Annotated in this window: 17 protein-coding genes; 11 read left to right on the top strand and 6 right to left on the bottom strand. The window is 59.3% G+C overall.

Annotation, left to right across the window (positions count from 1 at the left end; all coding sequences use genetic code 11):
• Positions 1 to 126: 126 nt before the first annotated feature.
• From fes to entF, 3 genes are read left to right on the top strand one after another with little or no spacing between them, the layout of a single operon-like run.
• Positions 127 to 1,326 carry an enterochelin esterase gene (fes, locus tag ACLHV9_RS06390; protein WP_108090631.1) on the top strand — a complete coding sequence of 400 codons (1,200 nt, stop codon included), beginning with the start codon at positions 127 to 129 and terminating at the stop codon, positions 1,324 to 1,326.
• 10 nt (positions 1,327 to 1,336) lie between these two features.
• The gene (locus tag ACLHV9_RS06395; RefSeq protein ID WP_108090630.1) at positions 1,337 to 1,549 is read left to right on the top strand and encodes an MbtH family protein; all 213 of its coding nucleotides are present in this window, start codon (positions 1,337 to 1,339) and stop codon (positions 1,547 to 1,549) included.
• The gene (gene entF, locus ACLHV9_RS06400; RefSeq protein ID WP_407220297.1) at positions 1,546 to 5,403 is read left to right on the top strand and encodes an enterobactin non-ribosomal peptide synthetase EntF; all 3,858 of its coding nucleotides are present in this window, start codon (positions 1,546 to 1,548) and stop codon (positions 5,401 to 5,403) included. Before ACLHV9_RS06395 ends, entF begins: the two co-directional genes overlap by 4 nt.
• Before the next feature lie 89 nt (positions 5,404 to 5,492).
• Here entF and fepC read toward each other — a convergent pair whose 3' ends face one another.
• The 3 genes from fepC to fepD are packed head-to-tail and all read right to left on the bottom strand — an operon-like array spanning position 5,493 to position 8,283.
• Entirely contained in the window at positions 5,493 to 6,293 is an 801-nt protein-coding gene (fepC, locus tag ACLHV9_RS06405) for an iron-enterobactin ABC transporter ATP-binding protein (RefSeq protein ID WP_108090628.1), read from the bottom strand.
• A complete protein-coding gene (gene fepG / locus ACLHV9_RS06410; RefSeq protein WP_407220298.1) occupies positions 6,290 to 7,282 on the bottom strand; it encodes an iron-enterobactin ABC transporter permease in 993 nt (330 codons plus the stop codon). The genes fepC and fepG overlap by 4 nt, the downstream gene beginning before the upstream one ends.
• Positions 7,279 to 8,283 carry a Fe(3+)-siderophore ABC transporter permease gene (fepD, locus tag ACLHV9_RS06415; protein WP_032667028.1) on the bottom strand — a complete coding sequence of 335 codons (1,005 nt, stop codon included), beginning with the start codon at positions 8,281 to 8,283 and terminating at the stop codon, positions 7,279 to 7,281. The genes fepG and fepD overlap by 4 nt, the downstream gene beginning before the upstream one ends.
• 108 nt (positions 8,284 to 8,391) lie before the next feature.
• Here fepD and entS point away from each other — a divergent pair, with 108 nt between their 5' ends.
• A complete protein-coding gene (gene entS, locus ACLHV9_RS06420) occupies positions 8,392 to 9,639 on the top strand; it encodes an enterobactin transporter EntS (protein WP_108090626.1) in 1,248 nt (415 codons plus the stop codon).
• 46 nt (positions 9,640 to 9,685) lie between these two features.
• Here the strand turns inward: entS and fepB are convergent, their stop codons facing one another.
• The gene (gene fepB, locus ACLHV9_RS06425; protein ID WP_407220299.1) at positions 9,686 to 10,645 is read right to left on the bottom strand and encodes a Fe2+-enterobactin ABC transporter substrate-binding protein; all 960 of its coding nucleotides are present in this window, start codon (positions 10,643 to 10,645) and stop codon (positions 9,686 to 9,688) included.
• 186 nt (positions 10,646 to 10,831) lie between these two features.
• On the opposite strand from fepB, the gene entC reads away from it, so the two are divergent.
• From entC to ACLHV9_RS06460, 7 genes are all read left to right on the top strand, one after another.
• On the top strand, positions 10,832 to 12,007 hold the full coding sequence (entC, locus tag ACLHV9_RS06430) for an isochorismate synthase EntC (RefSeq protein ID WP_407220300.1): 1,176 nt from the start codon (positions 10,832 to 10,834) through the stop codon (positions 12,005 to 12,007).
• A gap of 12 nt (positions 12,008 to 12,019) precedes the next feature.
• Entirely contained in the window at positions 12,020 to 13,627 is a 1,608-nt protein-coding gene (entE, locus tag ACLHV9_RS06435; RefSeq protein ID WP_176691084.1) for a (2,3-dihydroxybenzoyl)adenylate synthase EntE, read from the top strand.
• 10 nt (positions 13,628 to 13,637) lie between these two features.
• Positions 13,638 to 14,492, top strand: coding sequence for an isochorismatase family protein (locus tag ACLHV9_RS06440; protein ID WP_407220301.1), 855 nt, complete (start codon positions 13,638 to 13,640; stop codon positions 14,490 to 14,492).
• Positions 14,492 to 15,247 carry a 2,3-dihydro-2,3-dihydroxybenzoate dehydrogenase EntA gene (gene entA / locus ACLHV9_RS06445; RefSeq protein ID WP_108090621.1) on the top strand — a complete coding sequence of 252 codons (756 nt, stop codon included), beginning with the start codon at positions 14,492 to 14,494 and terminating at the stop codon, positions 15,245 to 15,247. Before ACLHV9_RS06440 ends, entA begins: the two co-directional genes overlap by 1 nt.
• Positions 15,247 to 15,660 (top strand): proofreading thioesterase EntH, encoded by a 414-nt coding sequence (entH, locus tag ACLHV9_RS06450; protein ID WP_028019509.1) that lies wholly within the window; start codon positions 15,247 to 15,249, stop codon positions 15,658 to 15,660. Before entA ends, entH begins: the two co-directional genes overlap by 1 nt.
• 149 nt (positions 15,661 to 15,809) lie before the next feature.
• Positions 15,810 to 17,915 carry a pyruvate/proton symporter CstA gene (cstA, locus tag ACLHV9_RS06455; RefSeq protein WP_108090620.1) on the top strand — a complete coding sequence of 702 codons (2,106 nt, stop codon included), beginning with the start codon at positions 15,810 to 15,812 and terminating at the stop codon, positions 17,913 to 17,915.
• 60 nt (positions 17,916 to 17,975) lie between these two features.
• Positions 17,976 to 18,173 carry a YbdD/YjiX family protein gene (locus ACLHV9_RS06460; RefSeq protein ID WP_108090619.1) on the top strand — a complete coding sequence of 66 codons (198 nt, stop codon included), beginning with the start codon at positions 17,976 to 17,978 and terminating at the stop codon, positions 18,171 to 18,173.
• Here ACLHV9_RS06460 and ACLHV9_RS06465 read toward each other — a convergent pair.
• Together ACLHV9_RS06465 and ACLHV9_RS06470 are read right to left on the bottom strand one after the other, a co-directional pair.
• Positions 18,170 to 18,574 (bottom strand): helix-turn-helix domain-containing protein, encoded by a 405-nt coding sequence (locus tag ACLHV9_RS06465; protein ID WP_045909615.1) that lies wholly within the window; start codon positions 18,572 to 18,574, stop codon positions 18,170 to 18,172. The genes ACLHV9_RS06460 and ACLHV9_RS06465 overlap by 4 nt on opposite strands.
• Positions 18,546 to 18,851 (bottom strand): type II toxin-antitoxin system RelE family toxin, encoded by a 306-nt coding sequence (locus ACLHV9_RS06470; RefSeq protein WP_108090618.1) that lies wholly within the window; start codon positions 18,849 to 18,851, stop codon positions 18,546 to 18,548. Before ACLHV9_RS06470 ends, ACLHV9_RS06465 begins: the two co-directional genes overlap by 29 nt.
• Positions 18,852 to 18,886: the final 35 nt, after the last annotated feature.

Here is an 18,886-nt window from a genome sequence, read left to right on the forward strand (position 1 = left end):
GGTTGTTTTATGAGCGCTTCCCACAGCGCGGGCACTACGCTATTGCAAATGCAAATAGTTATCAATAATATTATCAATAAAATTTGCTCTGAAACAAAAAAGACTGTTAAACATGAGGTTATAAGGGTGACGGCGTTAACAACGGGAAGTGAAGCGTGGTGGCAGTCGAAAAAGGGGCCTGAATGGAAGCCGGGAAAGGGAAAATATCGCGTCACGTTCTGGTGGCGTGACCCGGCAGGAACGCAAAGAACGTCACCGATCAAACGCGTCTGGCTCTACGTCACTGGCGTAACAGACCACCATCAAAATGCCCGACCGCAGTCCCTCGAACGCATTCCCGATACCGATGTCTGGCAGTGGCAGGGTGAGTTCAGCCCCGAATGGCGGGGGAGCTACTGTTTTATCCCCTCCGATAACGAAAACGATTTTGCCAATACCGTGTTTGAAGGCGAGCAGCCGGAGCGTATGGCGCTGCGTGAAGGCTGGCGCAGGCTGCTGCCGCACGCGGTTTCCGACCCGCTGAATCCGCAGAGCTGGCGCGGCGGTCGCGGTCATGCCGTCTCGGCGCTGGAGATGCCGGACGCGCCCGTTCAGCCCGGCTGGGATCGTCCCGATACGCCGTATCAGCCGCCGGTCTGCATTGAGTGGAACAGCACGCGTCTGAACAACCGCCGCCGCGTGTGGATTTTTACCACCGGAGATGACGACCCCGAGCGCCCGCTGGCGGTGCTGCTCGACGGGCAGTTCTGGGCCGAAAGCATGCCGGTCTGGCCTGCGCTGACGTCGCTCACCACCGAGCGCAAACTGCCGCCTGCGGTCTACGTATTGATCGATGCGATTGACATGGAACATCGCAGCCGCGAACTGCCCTGCAACCCCGATTTCTGGCTGGCGGTGCAGGAAGAGCTTCTCCCTCTTGTAAAAAAACGTGCGCCATTTAGCGATCGCGCCGACCGTACCGTGCTGGCGGGACAGAGCTTTGGCGGACTCTCTTCACTTTATGCCGGACTCAACTGGCCGCAGCGCTTTGGCTGCGTGCTGAGCCAGTCCGGCTCGTACTGGTGGCCGCACCGCGGCGGGCAGCAGGACGGGTGCCTCATTGAACAGCTCAGAGCGGGTGAGCTAACCGCGAGAGGGCTGCGTATCGTCCTTGAGGCCGGGCGCAACGAGCCGCTGATTTTCAATGCCAATCAGGCGATTTACGCCGAACTACACGCGCAGCAGCCGATTTTCTGGCGTCAGGTTGACGGCGGACACGATGCGCTTTGCTGGCGCGGTGGGCTGACGCAGGGGCTGATGACCCTCTGGCAGCCGCTCATTCAATAACGGAGTCTGTATGGAATTCAGCAATCCTTTCGATAATCCGCAGGGACAGTTCGCCATTTTGCGTAACGACCAGGGGCAGTACAGCCTGTGGCCGCAGCAGTGCGAACTGCCGGCGGGGTGGCGCGTGGTATGTGAAGCACAGTCGCAGGAAGCGTGCCAGCAGTGGCTGGACGAACACTGGCAAACGTTAGAACCGTCTCATTATGCGGGGGAGAGTGCATGAACCGTCTTCCTCTCGTCGCCGCCCAGCCGGGGATCTGGATGGCGGAACAGCTGTCCACGTTGCCAAACGCCTGGAGCGTAGCCCACTACACTGAACTGAAAGGCGATATTGACGCGCCGCTGCTGGCCAAAGCCATTCTTGAAGGCATGATGCAGGCTGATACCCTACGTATGCGTTTCGCAGAAGATAACGGTGAAGTGTGGCAGTGGTTGGATGAGTCCATGATGTTGCCGGAACCCACCGTCATTCGCGTCGGCTCACACGATGACGCTGTGGCGCTGATGACAGCCGATCTCAACCAGAACCTGCGTGTAGACAGCGGCCAGCCGCTGGCGTTTCACCAGCTGATTCAGGTTGCTGAAAGCCACTGGTACTGGTATCAGCGTTATCACCACCTGGTGGTGGATGGCTTCAGCTTCCCGGCGATTACGCGCCATATTGCCGCGATTTATGCTTCATGGAAAAACGGCGAACCCACGCCAGAATCCCCGTTTACGCCTTTCGCTGAGGTGGTGGAAGAGTACCAGCGCTATCGCGACAGCGAGGCGTATCAGCGTGATGGCGCTTTCTGGGCTGAACAGCGGAAAGCGCTTCCTTCCCCCGTTTCGCTCTCTTCCACGCCGCTACCCGGGCGTGCAGCAACCACCGACATTCTGCGTCTGAACATGACCGCTGACAGCCGTGCCTTTACCCAACTGGCACAGGCGGGAGGGCAAGTGCAGCGTACCGATCTGGCGCTTGCGCTGGTGGCGCTGTGGCTCGGGCGCCTCACCGGACGGCTGGACTACGCCGCCGGGTTTATCTTTATGCGCCGCATGGGGTCCGCCGCGCTGACCGCCACCGGACCGGTACTCAACGTCCTGCCGCTGGCGGTAAATATCCATCCGCAGGAGAGCCTTCCAGAGCTGGCATTGCGCCTGGCGAACCAGTTGAAAAAAATGCGCCGCCACCAGCGCTACGACGCCGAGCAGATCGTGCGCGACAGCGGGCGCGCCGCAGGCGACGAAGCCCTGTTTGGCCCGGTTCTGAACATTAAGATGTTCGATTATCAGTTGGATATCGACGGCGTAGAGGCCACCACCCACACGCTGGCAACCGGCCCGGTGAACGATCTGGAGCTGGCATTGTTCCCGGACGAGCAGGGTGGGTTGAGCATTGAGATCCTCGCCAATACACAGCGCTACGATGAAGCAACGCTCGCCCGCCACGTTTCGCGCCTGAACGCGATGCTCATGCAGTTTGCCGCCAACCCGGACCTGCGCTGCGGCGAAGTGGAAACCGTTTCGGAGCAGGAATATCAACAGTTGGCCCGCATCAACGATACCGGGCTGGCGCTGCCGTCCACCACGCTGGCGGATCTGGTTGCGAATCAGGCAAGCAAAACGCCGGACGCCCCTGCGCTGGCGGACGCGCATATTGAACTGAACTATCGCCAGATGCGCGAGCAGGTTGTCGCCCTGGCAACGTTACTGCGCGAACGCGGCGTGAAGCCGGGCGACAGCGTGGCGGTGGCTTTACCACGTTCGGTGTTTTTGACGCTGGCGCTGCACGGCATTGTGGAAGCTGGCGCTGCCTGGCTGCCGCTGGATACCGGTTACCCGGACGACCGTCTGCGGATGATGCTGGAGGATGCGAAACCGTCGCTACTGATCACCACCAACGAGCAGCTTCCGCGCTTTAGCGATCTCCCGATCACGGCGTTTAGTTACAACACACTGTTACCGGCTGCGGAAGCGGAACCGCTGCGCCTGGCGAAGCCGGAGCAGACTGCGTACATCATTTTTACCTCTGGCTCTACTGGCCGCCCGAAAGGGGTGATGGTTGGACATACTGCCATCGTAAACCGCCTGAAGTGGATGCAGGATCACTACCCGCTGGACGCCAGTGACGTGGTAGCGCAGAAAACGCCGTGCAGCTTTGATGTCTCGGTGTGGGAGTTCTGGTGGCCGTTTATTGCCGGGGCGAAGCTGGTAATGGCCGAGCCGGAAGCTCACCGCGATCCGCAGGCGATGCAGACCTTCTTCGCGCAACACGGTGTGACCACCACTCACTTTGTACCGTCGATGCTGGCGGCATTTGTCGCCTCGCTGACGCCGGAGAACGTCGACTGTTGTCAGTCGCTTAAGCAGGTCTTCTGCAGCGGTGAAGCTCTGCCGACGGCGCTTTGCCGGGAATGGGAGCAACTGACCCATGCGCCGCTACATAACCTCTACGGCCCGACGGAAGCGGCTGTGGACGTCAGCTGGTATCCGGCGTATGGCCCAGAGCTGGCGGCGGTGGAGGGCAACAGCGTGCCAATTGGCTTCCCGGTGTGGAACACGGGGCTGCGCATTCTGGATGCGATGATGCGCCCGGTGCCGTTTGGCGTAGCGGGCGATCTCTATCTTACCGGTATTCAGCTGGCGCAAGGGTATCTGGGACGCCCTGATCTGACCGCCAGCCGGTTTATCGCTGACCCGTTCGCGCCGGGTGAACGTATGTACCGCACCGGTGACGTCGCCCGCTGGCTGGATAACGGCGCGGTGGAGTATTTAGGCCGCAGTGACGATCAGCTGAAAATTCGCGGCCAGCGCATCGAACTGGGTGAAATCGACCGGGCGATGCTGTCCCTGCCGGACGTCGCGCAGGCCGTGGCGCATGCCTGCGTGTTCAACCAGGCGGCGGCAACGGGGGGAGATGCCCGTCAGCTGGTGGGGTACGTTGTCTCCGAATCCGGTTTGCCGCTGGATCGTGATACCTTGCTGGAATCGCTTAAAGCGCGGCTTCCGCCGCATATGGTGCCGGTGGTGCTTTTGCAAATCAGTGCGCTGCCGTTAAGCGCGAACGGTAAGCTTGACCGCAAGGCGCTGCCGCTGCCGGAGCTCACCCGTCAAACTTCCGGCCGCGCGCCGGAGACGGGCACCGAAGTTGCCGTCGCGCAGGCGTTTTCTGCGCTACTAGGCTGTGAGGTGAATGATATCGAAGCCGATTTCTTCGCCCTCGGAGGACACTCTCTGCTGGCGATGCGCCTGGCGGCACAGCTCAGCCGCGCGTTTGCCCGCAAGGTCACACCGGGGCAAATTATGGTCGCCTCGACGGTGAGCAAGCTTAGCGCGCTGTTAGATTCACAGATGAGCGACGAGCAGGCGCAGCGTCTGGGGTATGAAGCTCTTCTGCCGCTGCGTGAAAGCGATGGCCCGACGCTGTTCTGCTTCCACCCTGCGTCCGGCTTTGCCTGGCAGTTTAGCGTGCTGGCACGTTATCTCAGCCCGCGCTGGTCGATTACCGGCATTCAGTCGCCGCGCCCGGACGGACCAATGCAGCAGTGCGCCGATCTGGATGGTGTGATCGAACATCATCTGGCAACACTGAGAGCCCAGCAGCCGCAGGGGCCGTATTACCTGTTCGGCTATTCCCTCGGCGGTACGCTGGCTCAGGGCATTGCGGCCCGACTGCGCGAGCAGGGTGAAGAGGTGGCATTCCTCGGCCTGCTGGATACCTGGCCGCCGGAAACCCAGAACTGGGCGGAGAAAGAGGCCAACGGCCTCGACCCGGAAGTGTTGGCGGAAATTGAGCGCGAGCGTCAGGCGTTTATCGCCGCGCAGCAGGGACAAGGCTCCAGCGAGCTATTCAGTGCCATTGAAGGCAACTACGCCGATGCGGTGCGGCTACTGACCACGGCGCACAGCGCGCGCTTTGAGGGTAAAGCGACGCTGTTTGTTGCCGAACGCACGCGAACGATGGACCCGCAGCAGGCCTGGTCGCCGTGGGTGGCGGAGCTTGAGGTGTATAGTCAGGATTGCGCCCACGTGGATATCATTTCACCGCAGGCGTTTGAGAAGATAGGACCAGTGTTGAGGGAGATTTTGGGGTAACGTTTAAAGCCCCTCACCCTAACCCTCTCCCACAGGGAGAGGGGATGGTTTGCTCCATCTCCCTGTGGGAGAGGGCCGGGGTGAGGGCATCAGACCGCACGCTTGCCTAACGGCACTACCAGCGGCGTGCCTGCCACCGGATCGTCAATAATCATGCAGCGCATCCCATAGATCCGCTCGATCAGCTCTGGTGTCACAATCTCTCCCGGTGCGCCCTGCGCCACAATTTCGCCATCGCGCAGCGCAATCAGGTGCGTGGCGTAGCGGCAGGCCTGATTCAAATCGTGCAGTACCGTCGCCAGGGTATACCCCTGCGTGCGGTTGAGATCGCTCAGCAATTCGAGCAAATCAATCTGATGGCTGATGTCCAGCCATGTCGTCGGCTCGTCCAGCAGCATGATGGACGTTTCCTGCGCCAGCACCATCGCGATCCACGCGCGCTGGCGCTGTCCGCCGGAGAGGGTATCCACGCTTTGCTGGGCGAGATCGGTAATGCCCGTCGCCTGCATCGCGCGGGTCACCGCCTCGTCATCCTCTTTACGCCAGCGGGTAAACAGCGGTTGATGCGGGTAGCGTCCGCGAGAGACCAGCTCCTGCACCGTGATATCGCCCGGCGTAGTGGCGTTTTGCGCCAGCAGCCCAATGCGCCTGGCCACTTCTTTGCTGGCGAAGTGCTGGATGTGCTCGCCGTCGAGGTACACGCTGCCTTCAACTGGCGTCATCAAACGGCTGAGGGTGCGCAGCAGGGTCGATTTTCCGCAGCCGTTCGGGCCGATAATCGCCGTAAAGTGGCCGTCCGGAATAGCAACGGTTAAGTCACGGGCAATGATTTTTTTGCCGTAACCCAGGGTTAAGTTGTCGCCGCGCAAGCGGGAAGCTAAGTCAGTCATTTCTTGCGTGACTCCTGAACTAACAAGACGATGAGGTAAATCCCGCCGAGGCTGACGGTCACGACGCCCACCGGAAGTTGATAAGGCATAAACAGCTGTTGGGCGCAGAGATCGGCGGCCAGCAATAACAATGCGCCACACAGCGCCGCCTGGGTTAAGCCCCAGCGCGCAGTGCCGCTAAGACGCCGGGCAATATGCGGTGCCACCAGGGCGATAAACGAGATTGGCCCGGCAATCGCCGTCGCCGCTGCGGTCAGCAAGACGGCGACCAGCATCAGCATCAGGCGCGAACGTTCAACACTCACACCCAGGGCGCAGGCACTGTCATCACCCATCTCCAGCAGACGCATACGGCGCACCAGCAGCAGGGCACCGATAAACATCAGAACAATCAATGGTGCCGCGGGCCAGGTTTTGCCCCATGTCAGGCCATTCAGGGAACTGGCGTACCACAGTCCCGCAGAGAGCGCAGTTTCCAGTGACGCCTGTAACAAAAGCCAGGTATTAAACGCCATCAGCATTGCACGCACGCCGATGCCGATGATGATCAGACGAAAGGTGTCGATACCGTTACGCCAGGCAAGCGCCCAGATAATCAGCGAGGTCAGAATGCCCCCGGCCATTGCGGTAAAGGTAATGGCCGTCAGGTGCTGATCAAACAGCACCATTGCCACTAATACGCCGCTCCAGGCACCGGTATTGAGGCCCATCACGTCCGGGCTGCCGAGCGGGTTGCGCATCAGCGACTGGAAAATCGCGCCGCTCACCCCGAGCGCCGCGCCCACCAGTATCGCCATCGCCACGCGCGGCAGTCGCCACTCCGTCACCACCAGGGTTATAGCGCGCGGCGCGCTGCCGAGCAGGGCGTTAAACACCTGGGTGAAATCGAGCATCACCGCGCCGCTGCGCAGGCTCCACGTTGCCAGCAGCAGAATGGTGATAACCAGCAGGGAGACACAGGCGACTAAACGTCGGGATGGGGCGATCATGCGCCACCTCCGCGTCGGCGGCGTACCAGGAAAATCAGCACCGGCGCACCGATAAAGGCGCTGACCACCGAGACGCGCAGCTCGCCGGGGACCAGCAAACGTCCCAGGATATCGGCAAACAGCAGCAGGGCAGGCGTTGCAAGAAGCGTGACCGGCAGTGACCAGCGATGATCTGCCCCCACCAGCCAGCGCGCCACGTGCGGCATCATCAGGCCGATAAAGGCGATTGGGCCGACGACCGCCGTTGCACTGCCGCACAGGACGGTAATGGCAAGAAGACCAATGAGTTGGGTACGTGCAACCCGATTACCAAGCGCAGTGGCGGTATCGCTGCCCAGGCTCAGGCTATTCAGCGCCCGGCTTAAAAACAGCGCGACGGCGGCAGCGATGATCACCGGGAGCACCACCACCTTTAAGGTTTCCAGCGTACGGATATCCAGCGAGCCGGCCTGCCAGAAGCGCAGCTGGTCGTAAACGTCCGGGTTGAGCAGGGCGATGCCGTTGGATAACCCTTCCAGAACTGCCGCGAGCGCGACACCCGCGAGGGTCAGGCGTACCGGGCTAAGCTGGCCGCCGCCCTGGCTGCCGGTAAACGCCACCACCAGCGAGGCAGCCAGCGCGCCGCAAAAGGCCATCACCAGCTGTTCAGACGCTGACGTTAACCCGAACATGGCCGCGCCGAGCACAATGGCAAAACTGGCACCGCTGTTAACGCCCAGAATACCAGGGTCGGCCAGCGGGTTGCGGGTGAGGGTTTGCATCAGAGCACCCGCAAGGCCCAGCGCGCCACCGGCCAGCAGTCCGGCAAGCGTGCGGGGCAGTCGGGCGTCGAGCACGATGATGCAGTCGGCGCTCTGGCAGGTGCCGGTGAGCGCATCAACGATAACGGACGCGGGCAGCGGCTTAGCGCCGACCAGCAGGCTGAGTGCAATCGCAAGGATCAACAGCAGCAATAAAACGGGCACGGCAATGGCGCGCACCGAAGAAGAGGAAAACGACATAGCAACATCCATGATTTGATAATGATAGTGATTATCGTTATCTATCTTATTTGGCTATGTTAGCATGTGCGCCCATGGAATGGGTAGAATTACACTCAAGGCTTTGTCATGAATCAAAAATCCTGGCTGCTCAACCTCAGCCTGCTTAAAACGCACCCGGCATACCGGGCAGTTTTTATCGCCCGCTTTATCTCCATTTTATCTCTCGGCCTGCTCGGCGTTGCCGTGCCGGTACAGATCCAGGCCATAACGCACTCCAGCTGGCTGGTGGGGTTATCGGTTACCTTTACGGGCGGGGCGATGTTTATCGGACTGATGGTCGGCGGCGTGCTGGCGGACCGCTACGAGCGTAAAAAGCTGATCCTGCTGGCGCGCGGCACCTGCGGCGTGGGGTTTATCGGGCTGTGTCTGAACGCCATGCTGCCCGAACCCTCGCTTGTGGCGATTTACGCCCTCGGGTTATGGGACGGCTTTTTTGCCTCGCTAGGGGTAACGGCACTGCTGGCTGCCACCCCCGCGCTGGTCGGGCGCGAGAACCTGATGCAGGCGGGGGCGATTACCATGCTTACCGTGCGTCTGGGCTCGGTGATTTCGCCGATGCTCGGCGGTCTGCTGCTGGCGACCGGTAACGTGGCGTGGAACTATGGACTGGCGGCGGCGGGCACCTTCATCACCACGCTGACGCTGTTGCGCCTGCCGCTGCTGCCGCCACCGCCGCAGCCACGCGAGCATCCGCTGAAATCTCTGATGGCCGCTATTCGTTTCCTGTTCAGCAACCCGCTGATTGGCGGGATTGCGCTGCTCGGTGGCCTGCTGACGATGGCCAGCGCCGTGCGCGTGCTGTACCCGGCGCTGGCGGGAGAGTGGCAGATGAGCGCCTCGGAGATTGGCATTCTCTATGCCGCCATTCCGCTTGGCGCGGCGTGCGGGGCGCTGACCAGCGGTAATCTGGCGCAGAGTGTACGCCCGGGGCTGATTATGCTGCTTGCCACGCTGGCCTCGTTTATCGCCATTGGTTTCTTCAGCCTAATGCCGGTGTGGGCGCTGGGGGTGATTTGCCTGGTGATCTTCGGCTGGCTGAGTGCTATCAGTTCGCTGCTGCAATATACCCTGATTCAGACCCAGACACCGGAAGGAATGCTGGGGCGAATTAATGGCCTGTGGACGGCACAAAACGTAACGGGCGATGCGATTGGTGCGGCGATCCTCGGTGGGCTGGGGGCAATGATGACTCCGGTGGCGTCGGCGAGCAGCAGCGGGTTTGCGTTAGCGATTGTGGGTGTGATTCTGTTAATGGTGCTGGTGGAGTTGCGGCGGTTCAGGCAGGAGGTTGTTCTGAACGACGGTGCGGCGTGATGCCCTCACCCCAGCCCTCTCCCACAGGGAGAGGGAGGGTTAATGCCTACTTAAACATTGTATTCAGTCTGTCTAAAACCAACATCGCGCTGTAATAATCCAGGCGGAACGTATCTGTTCCCAGCGCCCAGACGCGTTTGTTCTCCACCGCAGGCAGATGCGCCAGCAGCGGATTGGCGTAAATCGCGTCGACATCTTTCTGGTCACCAGCAAACACAAACAACCCTTCGCCGTTCAGCCCCGTTGCCAGGTTTTCGCCGCCCAACTGGATGATGTCGTGGCGTTTACCCTGGCTTTTTGATGTGTGTAATCCGGCGGGCAATTCCGCCAGCGTAAAGCCTAGCTGGTGCAGCAGCTTGCCCTGCGCGGATTCAGCGGTCCACAGGTTGGCGCTGTGCGCGGCGGCGGTGTAGACGATGGCGTTTACCGGTTGCGGCGGCAGCTTCATCTGCTGTTTCACCTGCGCGAGCTGTTTATCGAACTCCGCGATGCGCTCTGCGGCCTGCTTTTCCTGCCCGGTGATGGTGCCCAACTGCGTCAGCAGTTCCTGCCAGCTTTTATCGTCGTAATTGAACACCAGCGTCGGGGCAATGGCGGAGAGCTGGTCGTAGAGCGCCAGCGCAGAATCCCCGCCGGTGGCGCCGATCAAAATCAGATCCGGCATTTGCGCGGCGACCGCTTCGGCGCTGGGTTCCCCAATATAAAGACGCGCAACGCTGCGCTGTTTCGCGATATCCCCCCACTGACGTAAAAAGCCCTGTGCATCTGCCACGCGGTTGTTGGGCGTGGTGGCGCCGCTGGCAACTACCGGGGCATCAATCGCCAGCAGGGAACCCGTTAACGTCACGCTGGTTGAGACAATACGCGCCGGTTTGCTCTCCAGGGTATGCACGCCACGGCTATCGGTGACCTGGCGCGGCCAGTCTGCGGCGGTGGCTGAGGTTAGTCCTAAAACAAAAAGTCCTGTTAAAAAAAGGGCATTGCGGCAAACGGCAGGGAATTTCACTGAGCGGCATCCTGTTTTTGTTGAAGATAATGCTTCTCATTTTCATGGTTGTGAGAAAGGGATGCAAGCGTTTGTCGCACAAGTATTTACCCGATGGTTGACAGCGGAGCGCTGTGGGATTAGGTTAGCCGACGAAAACATAAATGATAATCATTATTGCTTCTTTTATCATTTCAGGAGGATGATATGGATACGTCCCTGGCTGAGGAAGTTCAGCACACCGCGACCACGCTGCAATCAGACAGCTTTTTCTTTATGTCGCCTTACCGCAGCTTTACCACGTCCGGCTGTTTTGCCCGTTTCTCTGAACCTGCCGTCGGTGGTGATGATCTGACTGGCCACTTCCAGCAAAAATTAGCGCAGGCCTTCCGGGATGCAAAAGCCAGCGGTATCGCGCATCCGGTGATGGTGGGGGCTATTCCGTTCGATACCCGCAAACGGCCGTCACTGTTTATTCCACAACGCTGGCAGACCTTTTCCCGTCCTGCACGTCAGCAATCCGCTCGCTATTTTTCCGGCTCGCAGGCGCTGAAGGTGGAGCAACGCACCGAAATTCCCCCGCAGCCTGTTTTTGAAGAGATGGTCGCCCGCGCCGCCGCACTTACCGCCACACCTCAGGTGAACAAAGTGGTGCTCTCGCGCCTGATTGATATCGCGACCGACAAGCCTCTGGATAGCGGTGCTCTGATGGAGCGTCTTATCGCCCAGAACCCGGCGAGCTTTAACTTCCATGTGCCGCTGGAAGAGGGGGGCGTGCTGCTGGGAGCAAGTCCGGAACTGCTGTTGCGAAAAGAGGGGGCGCATTTTAGCTCGCTCCCGCTGGCAGGCTCTGCGCGTCGTCAGCCCGACGATGTGCTTGACCGTGAGGCGGGCAATAAACTGCTCGCCTCTGAGAAGGATCGCCACGAACACGACCTGGTCACTCAGGCGATGAAAACTACTCTGGCGCCGCGCAGCCACCATCTCAGCATGCCTGATTCTCCGCAGTTGATCACGACACCCACGCTGTGGCATCTGGCGACGCCGGTAGAAGGTAACGCACGAGAAAACGAAAACGCCCTGAGCCTGGCCTGCCTGTTGCACCCGACCCCAGCACTGAGCGGGTTCCCGCATCAGGCGGCAAAAGAACTGATTGCCGAACTGGAGCCGTTCGATCGTGAACTGTTCGGCGGCATCGTCGGTTGGTGCGACAGCGAAGGTAACGGTGAGTGGGTGGTGACCATCCGCTGCGCGCGTCTGCATGAGAAATCTGTTCGTCTGTTTGCCGGGGCGGGCATTGTGCCAGCCTCCTCCCCGGTGGGTGAGTGGCGCGAAACCGGTGTGAAGCTCTACACCATGCTCAACGTTTTTGGTTTGCATTAAGGAATACTCATGATCATCCCCTTTACCCGATGGCCCGAGGAATTTGCCCGGCGCTACCGAGAAAAAGGCTACTGGCAGGATTTGCCCCTGACCCACATCCTGACGGATCGCGCGGATAGCGACGCGGTGGCGATTATCGACGGCGATCGTCGCATTACCTACCGCGTGTTTAATCAGGCGGTGAACAATCTTGCGTCGTCTTTACAGGCGCAGGGACTGCATCGCGGTGAAACGGCACTGGTTCAACTCGGTAACGTGGCCGAATTCTACATCACCTTTTTCGCGCTGCTGCAAATCGGCGTGGCTCCGGTTAACGCGCTCTTTAGCCATCAGCGCAGCGAGTTGAATGCCTATACCACGCAAATTAAACCCGCCGTACTGATCGCCGATCGCGACCATGCGCTTTTTACTGACGATGTGTTTCTCAATACCTTTACTGATGAACATCGCTCGGTCCGCGTCGTGCTGCTGCGTGGCGATAAAGGGGAACATGCGCTGGAAACGGCGATTGCGCGTCCGGTTGACAACTTCATCCCGAACCCGACGCCCGCCGACGAAGTTGCCTTCTTCCAGCTCTCCGGCGGCAGCACCGGCACGCCGAAGCTAATCCCGCGTACGCACAACGATTACGACTACAGCATCCGTCGTAGCAACGAGATCTGCGGCATTACCGCTGAAACCCGTTACCTGAACGCGCTGCCTGCGGCGCATAACTACGCCATGAGCTCGCCGGGATCGCTTGGCGTCTTCACGGCGGGTGGTTGTGTGGTGCTGGCGAACGATCCGAGCACCACGCTGTGCTTCCCGCTGATTGAACAGCATCAGATTACTGTCACCTCGCTGGTGCCACCCGCGGTCAGTCTCTGGCTACAGGCGATTGCCGAAGGAACCGGAAACACTCAACTGAAATCACTCACGCTGTTGCAGGTGGGGGGCGCACGGTTATCCGCTACGCTCGCCGCGCGTATTCCGGCTGAAATCGGTTGTCAGCTTCAGCAGGTGTTCGGCATGGCGGAAGGGCTGGTGAACTACACCGCCCTCGACGATTCCCCGGAACGCATCATCAACACGCAGGGACGTCCGATGTGTCCGGACGACGAAGTGTGGGTGGCTGATGAGCACGGTCATCCGCTGCCGCGCGGCGAAGTCGGGCGTTTGATGACCCGCGGGCCGTACACTTTCCGCGGCTATTTCAACAGTCCGGAACACAATGCCAGCGCCTTTGATGCCAACGGCTTTTACTGCTCCGGCGATCTGATCGCCATTGACGAACAGGGCTACATCACCGTGCAGGGGCGTGAGAAAGATCAGATCAACCGCGGCGGTGAGAAGATCGCCGCCGAAGAGATCGAAAACCTGCTGCTGCGCCACGAGGCGGTGATCCACGCTGCGCTGGTGAGCATGGAGGACAGCCTGCTTGGCGAAAAGAGCTGTGCGTATCTGGTGGTGAAACAGCCATTACGTGCAGTCGAAGTGCGTCGCTTCCTGCGCAAGCAGGGCGTCGCAGAATTCAAACTGCCGGACCGCGTGGAGAGCGTTGATGCGCTCCCGCTAACGCCTGTCGGTAAAGTCGATAAGAAACAGTTGCGCCTGTGGCTTGCTGAACGCGCCCGGGGCTAAGGAACAGAGTATGGCTATCCCAAAATTAACCGCCTATGCGCTACCAACCGCCGCAGAGCTGCCGACCAGTAAAGTGAACTGGGCGTTTGAGCCAGATCGTGCCGCGCTGTTGATCCACGATATGCAGGAGTACTTCCTGAACTTCTGGGGCGAAAACAGCACGATGATGCAGCAGGTGGTAGCGAATATCGCGAAACTTCGTGCGTACTGCAAAGAACATAACATCCCGGTGTATTACACCGCGCAGCCAAAAAAGCAGAGCGATGAAGACCGCGCCCTGTTGAACGACATGTGGGGACCGGGTCTGACCCGTTCGCCTGAGCAGCAGCGTATTGTGGCTGAGCTGGCGCCGGACGAAGCCGACACAGTGCTGGTGAAATGGCGTTACAGCGCCTTCCACCGCTCGCCGCTGGAGCAGATGCTGAAAGAAACGGGCCGCAACCAGCTGCTGATTACCGGCATGTACACCCATATCGGCTGCATGACCACCGCTACCGATGCCTTTATGCGCGACATCAAGCCGTTCTTTATTGCCGACGCGCTGGCGGATTTCACCCGCGACGAGCACCTGATGTCGCTCAACTATGTGGCGGGCCGCTCCGGGCGCGTGGTGATGACCGACGAATTACTGCCGTCGCTCCCGGCATCGAAAGCCGCGCTGCGTGACGTTATTCTGCCGCTGCTGGACGAATCCGATGAACCAATGGATGACGAAAACCTGATCGACTACGGCCTGGATTCGGTGCGCATGATGGCGCTGGCTGCCCGCTGGCGTAAAGTGCACGGCGACATTGACTTCGTGATGCTGGCAAAAAATCCAACCATCGATGCCTGGTGGGCGCTACTTTCCCGTGAGGTGAAGTAATGGCGGGGTTCGATTTTAGCGGTAAAAGCGTCTGGGTGACGGGCGCAGGTAAGGGTATTGGTTATGCAACGGCGCTGGCGTTTGTGGATGCCGGGGCTAAGGTCACGGGTTTCGACCTGGCCTTTCCACAGGGCGACTATCCGTTCGCCACTGAAAAGCTGGATGTGGCGGACGCCGAACAGGTGGCTGATGTTTGCGGACGCATGTTTGCAACCCTCGACCGCCTTGACGTGCTGGTGAATGCCGCCGGTATTCTGCGCATGGGGGCAACGGATCGGCTCTCACAGGAGGAGTGGCAGCAGACCTTTGCGGTTAACGTCGGCGGGGCGTTTAACCTGTTTCAGCAGACGATGGGACAGTTCCGTCGCCAGCAGGGCGGGGCAATTGTCACCGTTGCCTCTGATGCGGCGCACACGCCGCGCATCGGGATGAGTGCCTATGGTGCCTCGAAAGCCGCACTGAAAAGCCTGGCTCTGACCGTCGGGCTGGAACTGGCGGGTAGCGGCGTGCGCTGCAACCTGGTGTCGCCGGGCTCAACGGATACCGATATGCAGCGCACGCTGTGGAAAAGCGACGATGCAGAGCAACAGCGCATTCGCGGCTTCGGCGAGCAATTTAAGCTTGGCATCCCGCTGGGTAAAATCGCCCGTCCGCAGGAGATTGCCAACACCATTCTGTTCCTGGCATCTGACTACGCCAGCCATATTACCTTGCAGGATATTGTGGTGGACGGCGGTTCCACGCTGGGGGTGTAATGATCTGGAAACGTCATTTATCGCTTGAGGCATTGAATGCCACCAGTCTGAACACCCTGGTGGCGCATCTGGGGATCGTTTATACCCGCCTCGGTGACGACACGCTGGAAGCCGAAATGCCGGTGGATGTGCGCACGCATCAGCCATTTGGCCTGCTGCACGGCGGTGCCTCAGCGGCGCTGGCCGAAACGCTGGGCTCAATGGCCGGTTTTCTGATGACCCGCGACGGGCAGAACGTGGTAGGAACCGAGTTGAATGCCACGCATCATCGCGCGGTGTCTCAGGGTAAGGTGCGTGGCGTGTGTCAGCCGCTGCATCTGGGGCGCTCCAGCCAGAGCTGGGAGATTGTAGTGTTCGACGAGCAGGGACGGCGCTGTTGTACCTGCCGGTTGAGTACGATGGTATTGGGCTAAGCCATTCAACTGATAGTGATCGGCTTAACACTGTGATGTAAATGTCTGGTTTGACCACACATTATTGCGTTTCAAAGTTGTTAAATTTTTGCCGTTGTTCTAGAAACAAAATGTAACATCTCACTGTTTCACAACAACGGACAACAACTATGAACAACTCAGGGAAATACCTTATATGGGCAGGGCTCTCCGTTGTGGGAGCTTTTGCCCTGGGCTATATCGCCCTCAATCGGGGGGAACAGATCAATGCGCTCTGGATAGTCGTCGCCTCCGTCTGCATTTATCTGATCGCGTATCGTTTTTATGGCCGCTATATCGCTAAGAACGTCTTAGGCGTTGACGCTACGCGCATGACGCCTGCCGTCCGCCATAACGACGGGCTGGACTATGTGCCGACCGACAAAAAAGTGCTGTTCGGACACCATTTTGCGGCGATTGCCGGAGCGGGCCCGCTGGTGGGACCGGTGCTGGCGGCGCAGATGGGCTATTTGCCGGGGATGATCTGGATCCTCGCCGGCGTGGTGCTGGCAGGGGCGGTGCAGGACTTTATGGTGCTGTTCGTCTCCACCCGTCGCGACGGGCGTTCACTGGGTGAACTGGTGAAAGAGGAGATGGGTGCAACCGCTGGGGTGATTGCGCTGGTGGCGACCTTTATGATCATGGTGATCATTCTGGCGGTGCTGGCGATGATCGTGGTGAAAGCGTTAACCCACAGCCCGTGGGGGACGTACACCGTCGTCTTCACCATTCCACTGGCCATTTTCATGGGGATCTACATTCGTTACCTGCGTCCGGGACGTATTGGTGAAGTGTCGGTGATTGGTCTGGTGCTGCTGGTGTTCGCCATTATTTCCGGCGGCTGGGTGGCGGAAAGCCCAACCTGGGCACCGTTCTTCGACTTTACTGGCGTACAGCTGACCTGGATGCTGGTGGGTTACGGGTTTGTGGCGGCGGTGCTGCCGGTGTGGCTGCTGCTGGCCCCACGAGATTACCTCTCTACATTCCTGAAAATTGGCACCATCGTTGGGCTGGCTATCGGCATTCTGATTATGCGCCCGACGCTGACCATGCCTGCGCTGACCAAATTTATTGACGGTACTGGTCCGGTCTGGACCGGTAACCTGTTCCCGTTCCTGTTTATTACCATCGCCTGTGGTGCGGTGTCTGGCTTCCACGCCCTGATTGCCTCCGGGACCACGCCGAAAATGCTTGCCAATGAAAATCAGGCCTGCCTGATTGGGTACGGCGGGATGCTGATGGAATCCTTCGTGGCGATCATGGCGCTGGTGTCTGCCTGTATTATCGATCCGGGCGTGTACTTTGCGATGAACAGCCCAATGGCGGTACTGGCACCAGCCGGAACCGTTGACGTGGTCGCCTCTGCGGCTCAGGTGGTGAGCGGCTGGGGCTTTGCCATTACGCCGGATACACTGACCAGTATTGCTAATGAAGTCGGCGAACAGTCGATTATTTCGCGTGCGGGCGGTGCACCAACGCTGGCAGTGGGTATGGCCTACATTCTGCACGGCGCACTGGGCGGGTTGATGGACGTGTCGTTCTGGTATCATTTCGCCATTCTGTTTGAAGCGCTGTTTATTCTTACCGCAGTAGATGCCGGTACCCGTGCAGCACGCTTTATGTTGCAGGACCTGCTGGGCGTTATCTCCCCGAACCTGAAACGGACTGATTCGTTACCGGCCAACCTGCTGGCGACGGCGTTGTGCGTGCTGGCGTGGGGCTATTTCCTGCATCAGGGCGTGGTGGATCCGCTGGGCGGGATTAACACCCTGTGGCCGCTGTTCGGTATCGCCAACCAGATGCTGGCAGGCATGGCGCTGATGCTCTGCGCGGTGGTACTGTTCAAGATGAAGCGCCAGCGTTATGCATGGGTGGCGTTGCTGCCAACGGCGTGGCTGCTGATTTGTACCCTGACGGCGGGCTGGCAGAAAGCCTTCAGCCCGGATAACAAAGTGGGCTTCCTGGCCATTGCCAACAAGTTCCAGGCGATGATCGACAGCGGTAAGATCCCGGCGCAGTATACGGAGTCTCAGCTGTCGCAACTGGTGTTTAACAACCGTCTGGATGCCGGGTTGACCATCTTCTTTATGGTGGTGGTCGTGGTGCTGGCGTTGTATTCTCTCAAAACCGCGCTGGCGGCGCTGAAAGAAGACAAGCCGACGGCGAAAGAGACACCGTATGAACCAATGCCTGAAAACCTGGAAGAGATTGTGACCCAGGCGAAAGGGGCGCATTAACCTGTGTGCCGGGTGGCGGTTTCGCCTTACCCGGCCCGCATTTCCTGTGAGATCTGAATTATGTTCGACACCCTTTCCAAAGCAGGTAAGTACCTGGGACAAGCCGCCAAAATGATGATTGGCGTGCCGGACTACGACAACTACGTCGAGCATATGCGCGTCACCCATCCCGACCAGAAGCCGATGACCTACGAAGAATTTTTCCGCGATCGCCAGGATGCCCGCTACGGCGGCAAGGGCGGCGCGAAGTGCTGTTAACCCTCTTTCGGTAAATAGAGGCTGATTTGCTCCTGCTTGCAGCCATAAATTGCCGCGAGTTTTTCGCGGGTGCGTTTTTGCGGACGGGAGTCCAGGGCTTCCAGCTGTGACACAGCAGACTGGCTGATACCGAGTTTCTCTGCCACTTCCTGCTGGGATAACCCGCGCAGGATGCGCCAGGCGGCCTGCAGGCTGACGTTCTGCCAGGTCATGATGCTGCACACTTCTCCGGGCAATTCCACGTCATCCAGACTATCGTGTTCGACCTCAATATCCTCTAGATCGTCATCGGTTTCGTCGTCAATTTCTGACATCTGTAAGAGCATACGAAAATATTCGTGATAGGGAATAACGGCGTACTGCGTTTTCCCGTTATCGTCCTTGATTAGCTGTACAGCCATAGGTGGCACTCTCCTCATGCAGGTAAGTCGTTGAAGTTCTGCGCTTGACGGCCAAAACATAACAATGGTTATCGGGATCGTCCCGAAGCGTATAGATGATGCGGTAATCGCCAACACGTAGCCGGAAATGATCTTCTGTCGCCGATATTTTTTTGATATCGAGCCGGGGAGTTGAGCGGTCATCCAGCTCAGTAAGCTTTACCTCAATGCGTCGCTGATACCGCTCGTCAATCTTTGAAAACGCCTTCTTTGCACCATTGGACCAGACAATCTTCATCCGTACCTCCACTGTACGCCCACACAAAATATAAG

This window comes from Enterobacter sp. CPE_E890, assembly GCF_046521475.1.
Lineage (GTDB): Bacteria > Pseudomonadota > Gammaproteobacteria > Enterobacterales > Enterobacteriaceae > Enterobacter > Enterobacter adelaidei.

What these genes read in the sequence shown, in the direction of transcription:
- ACLHV9_RS06395 (WP_108090630.1), top strand. Translation starts at nt 1,337, where the DNA reads ATGGAATTCAGCAATCCTTTCGATAATCCGCAGGGACAGTTCGCCATT.
- entF (WP_407220297.1), top strand. Translation starts at nt 1,546, where the DNA reads ATGAACCGTCTTCCTCTCGTCGCCGCCCAGCCGGGGATCTGGATGGCG.
- fepC (WP_108090628.1), bottom strand. Translation starts at nt 6,293, where the DNA reads ATGACTGACTTAGCTTCCCGCTTGCGCGGCGACAACTTAACCCTGGGT.
- fepG (WP_407220298.1), bottom strand. Translation starts at nt 7,282, where the DNA reads ATGATCGCCCCATCCCGACGTTTAGTCGCCTGTGTCTCCCTGCTGGTT.
- fepD (WP_032667028.1), bottom strand. Translation starts at nt 8,283, where the DNA reads ATGTCGTTTTCCTCTTCTTCGGTGCGCGCCATTGCCGTGCCCGTTTTA.
- entS (WP_108090626.1), top strand. Translation starts at nt 8,392, where the DNA reads ATGAATCAAAAATCCTGGCTGCTCAACCTCAGCCTGCTTAAAACGCAC.
- entC (WP_407220300.1), top strand. Translation starts at nt 10,832, where the DNA reads ATGGATACGTCCCTGGCTGAGGAAGTTCAGCACACCGCGACCACGCTG.
- ACLHV9_RS06440 (WP_407220301.1), top strand. Translation starts at nt 13,638, where the DNA reads ATGGCTATCCCAAAATTAACCGCCTATGCGCTACCAACCGCCGCAGAG.
- entA (WP_108090621.1), top strand. Translation starts at nt 14,492, where the DNA reads ATGGCGGGGTTCGATTTTAGCGGTAAAAGCGTCTGGGTGACGGGCGCA.
- entH (WP_028019509.1), top strand. Translation starts at nt 15,247, where the DNA reads ATGATCTGGAAACGTCATTTATCGCTTGAGGCATTGAATGCCACCAGT.
- cstA (WP_108090620.1), top strand. Translation starts at nt 15,810, where the DNA reads ATGAACAACTCAGGGAAATACCTTATATGGGCAGGGCTCTCCGTTGTG.
- ACLHV9_RS06460 (WP_108090619.1), top strand. Translation starts at nt 17,976, where the DNA reads ATGTTCGACACCCTTTCCAAAGCAGGTAAGTACCTGGGACAAGCCGCC.
- ACLHV9_RS06465 (WP_045909615.1), bottom strand. Translation starts at nt 18,574, where the DNA reads ATGGCTGTACAGCTAATCAAGGACGATAACGGGAAAACGCAGTACGCC.
- ACLHV9_RS06470 (WP_108090618.1), bottom strand. Translation starts at nt 18,851, where the DNA reads ATGAAGATTGTCTGGTCCAATGGTGCAAAGAAGGCGTTTTCAAAGATT.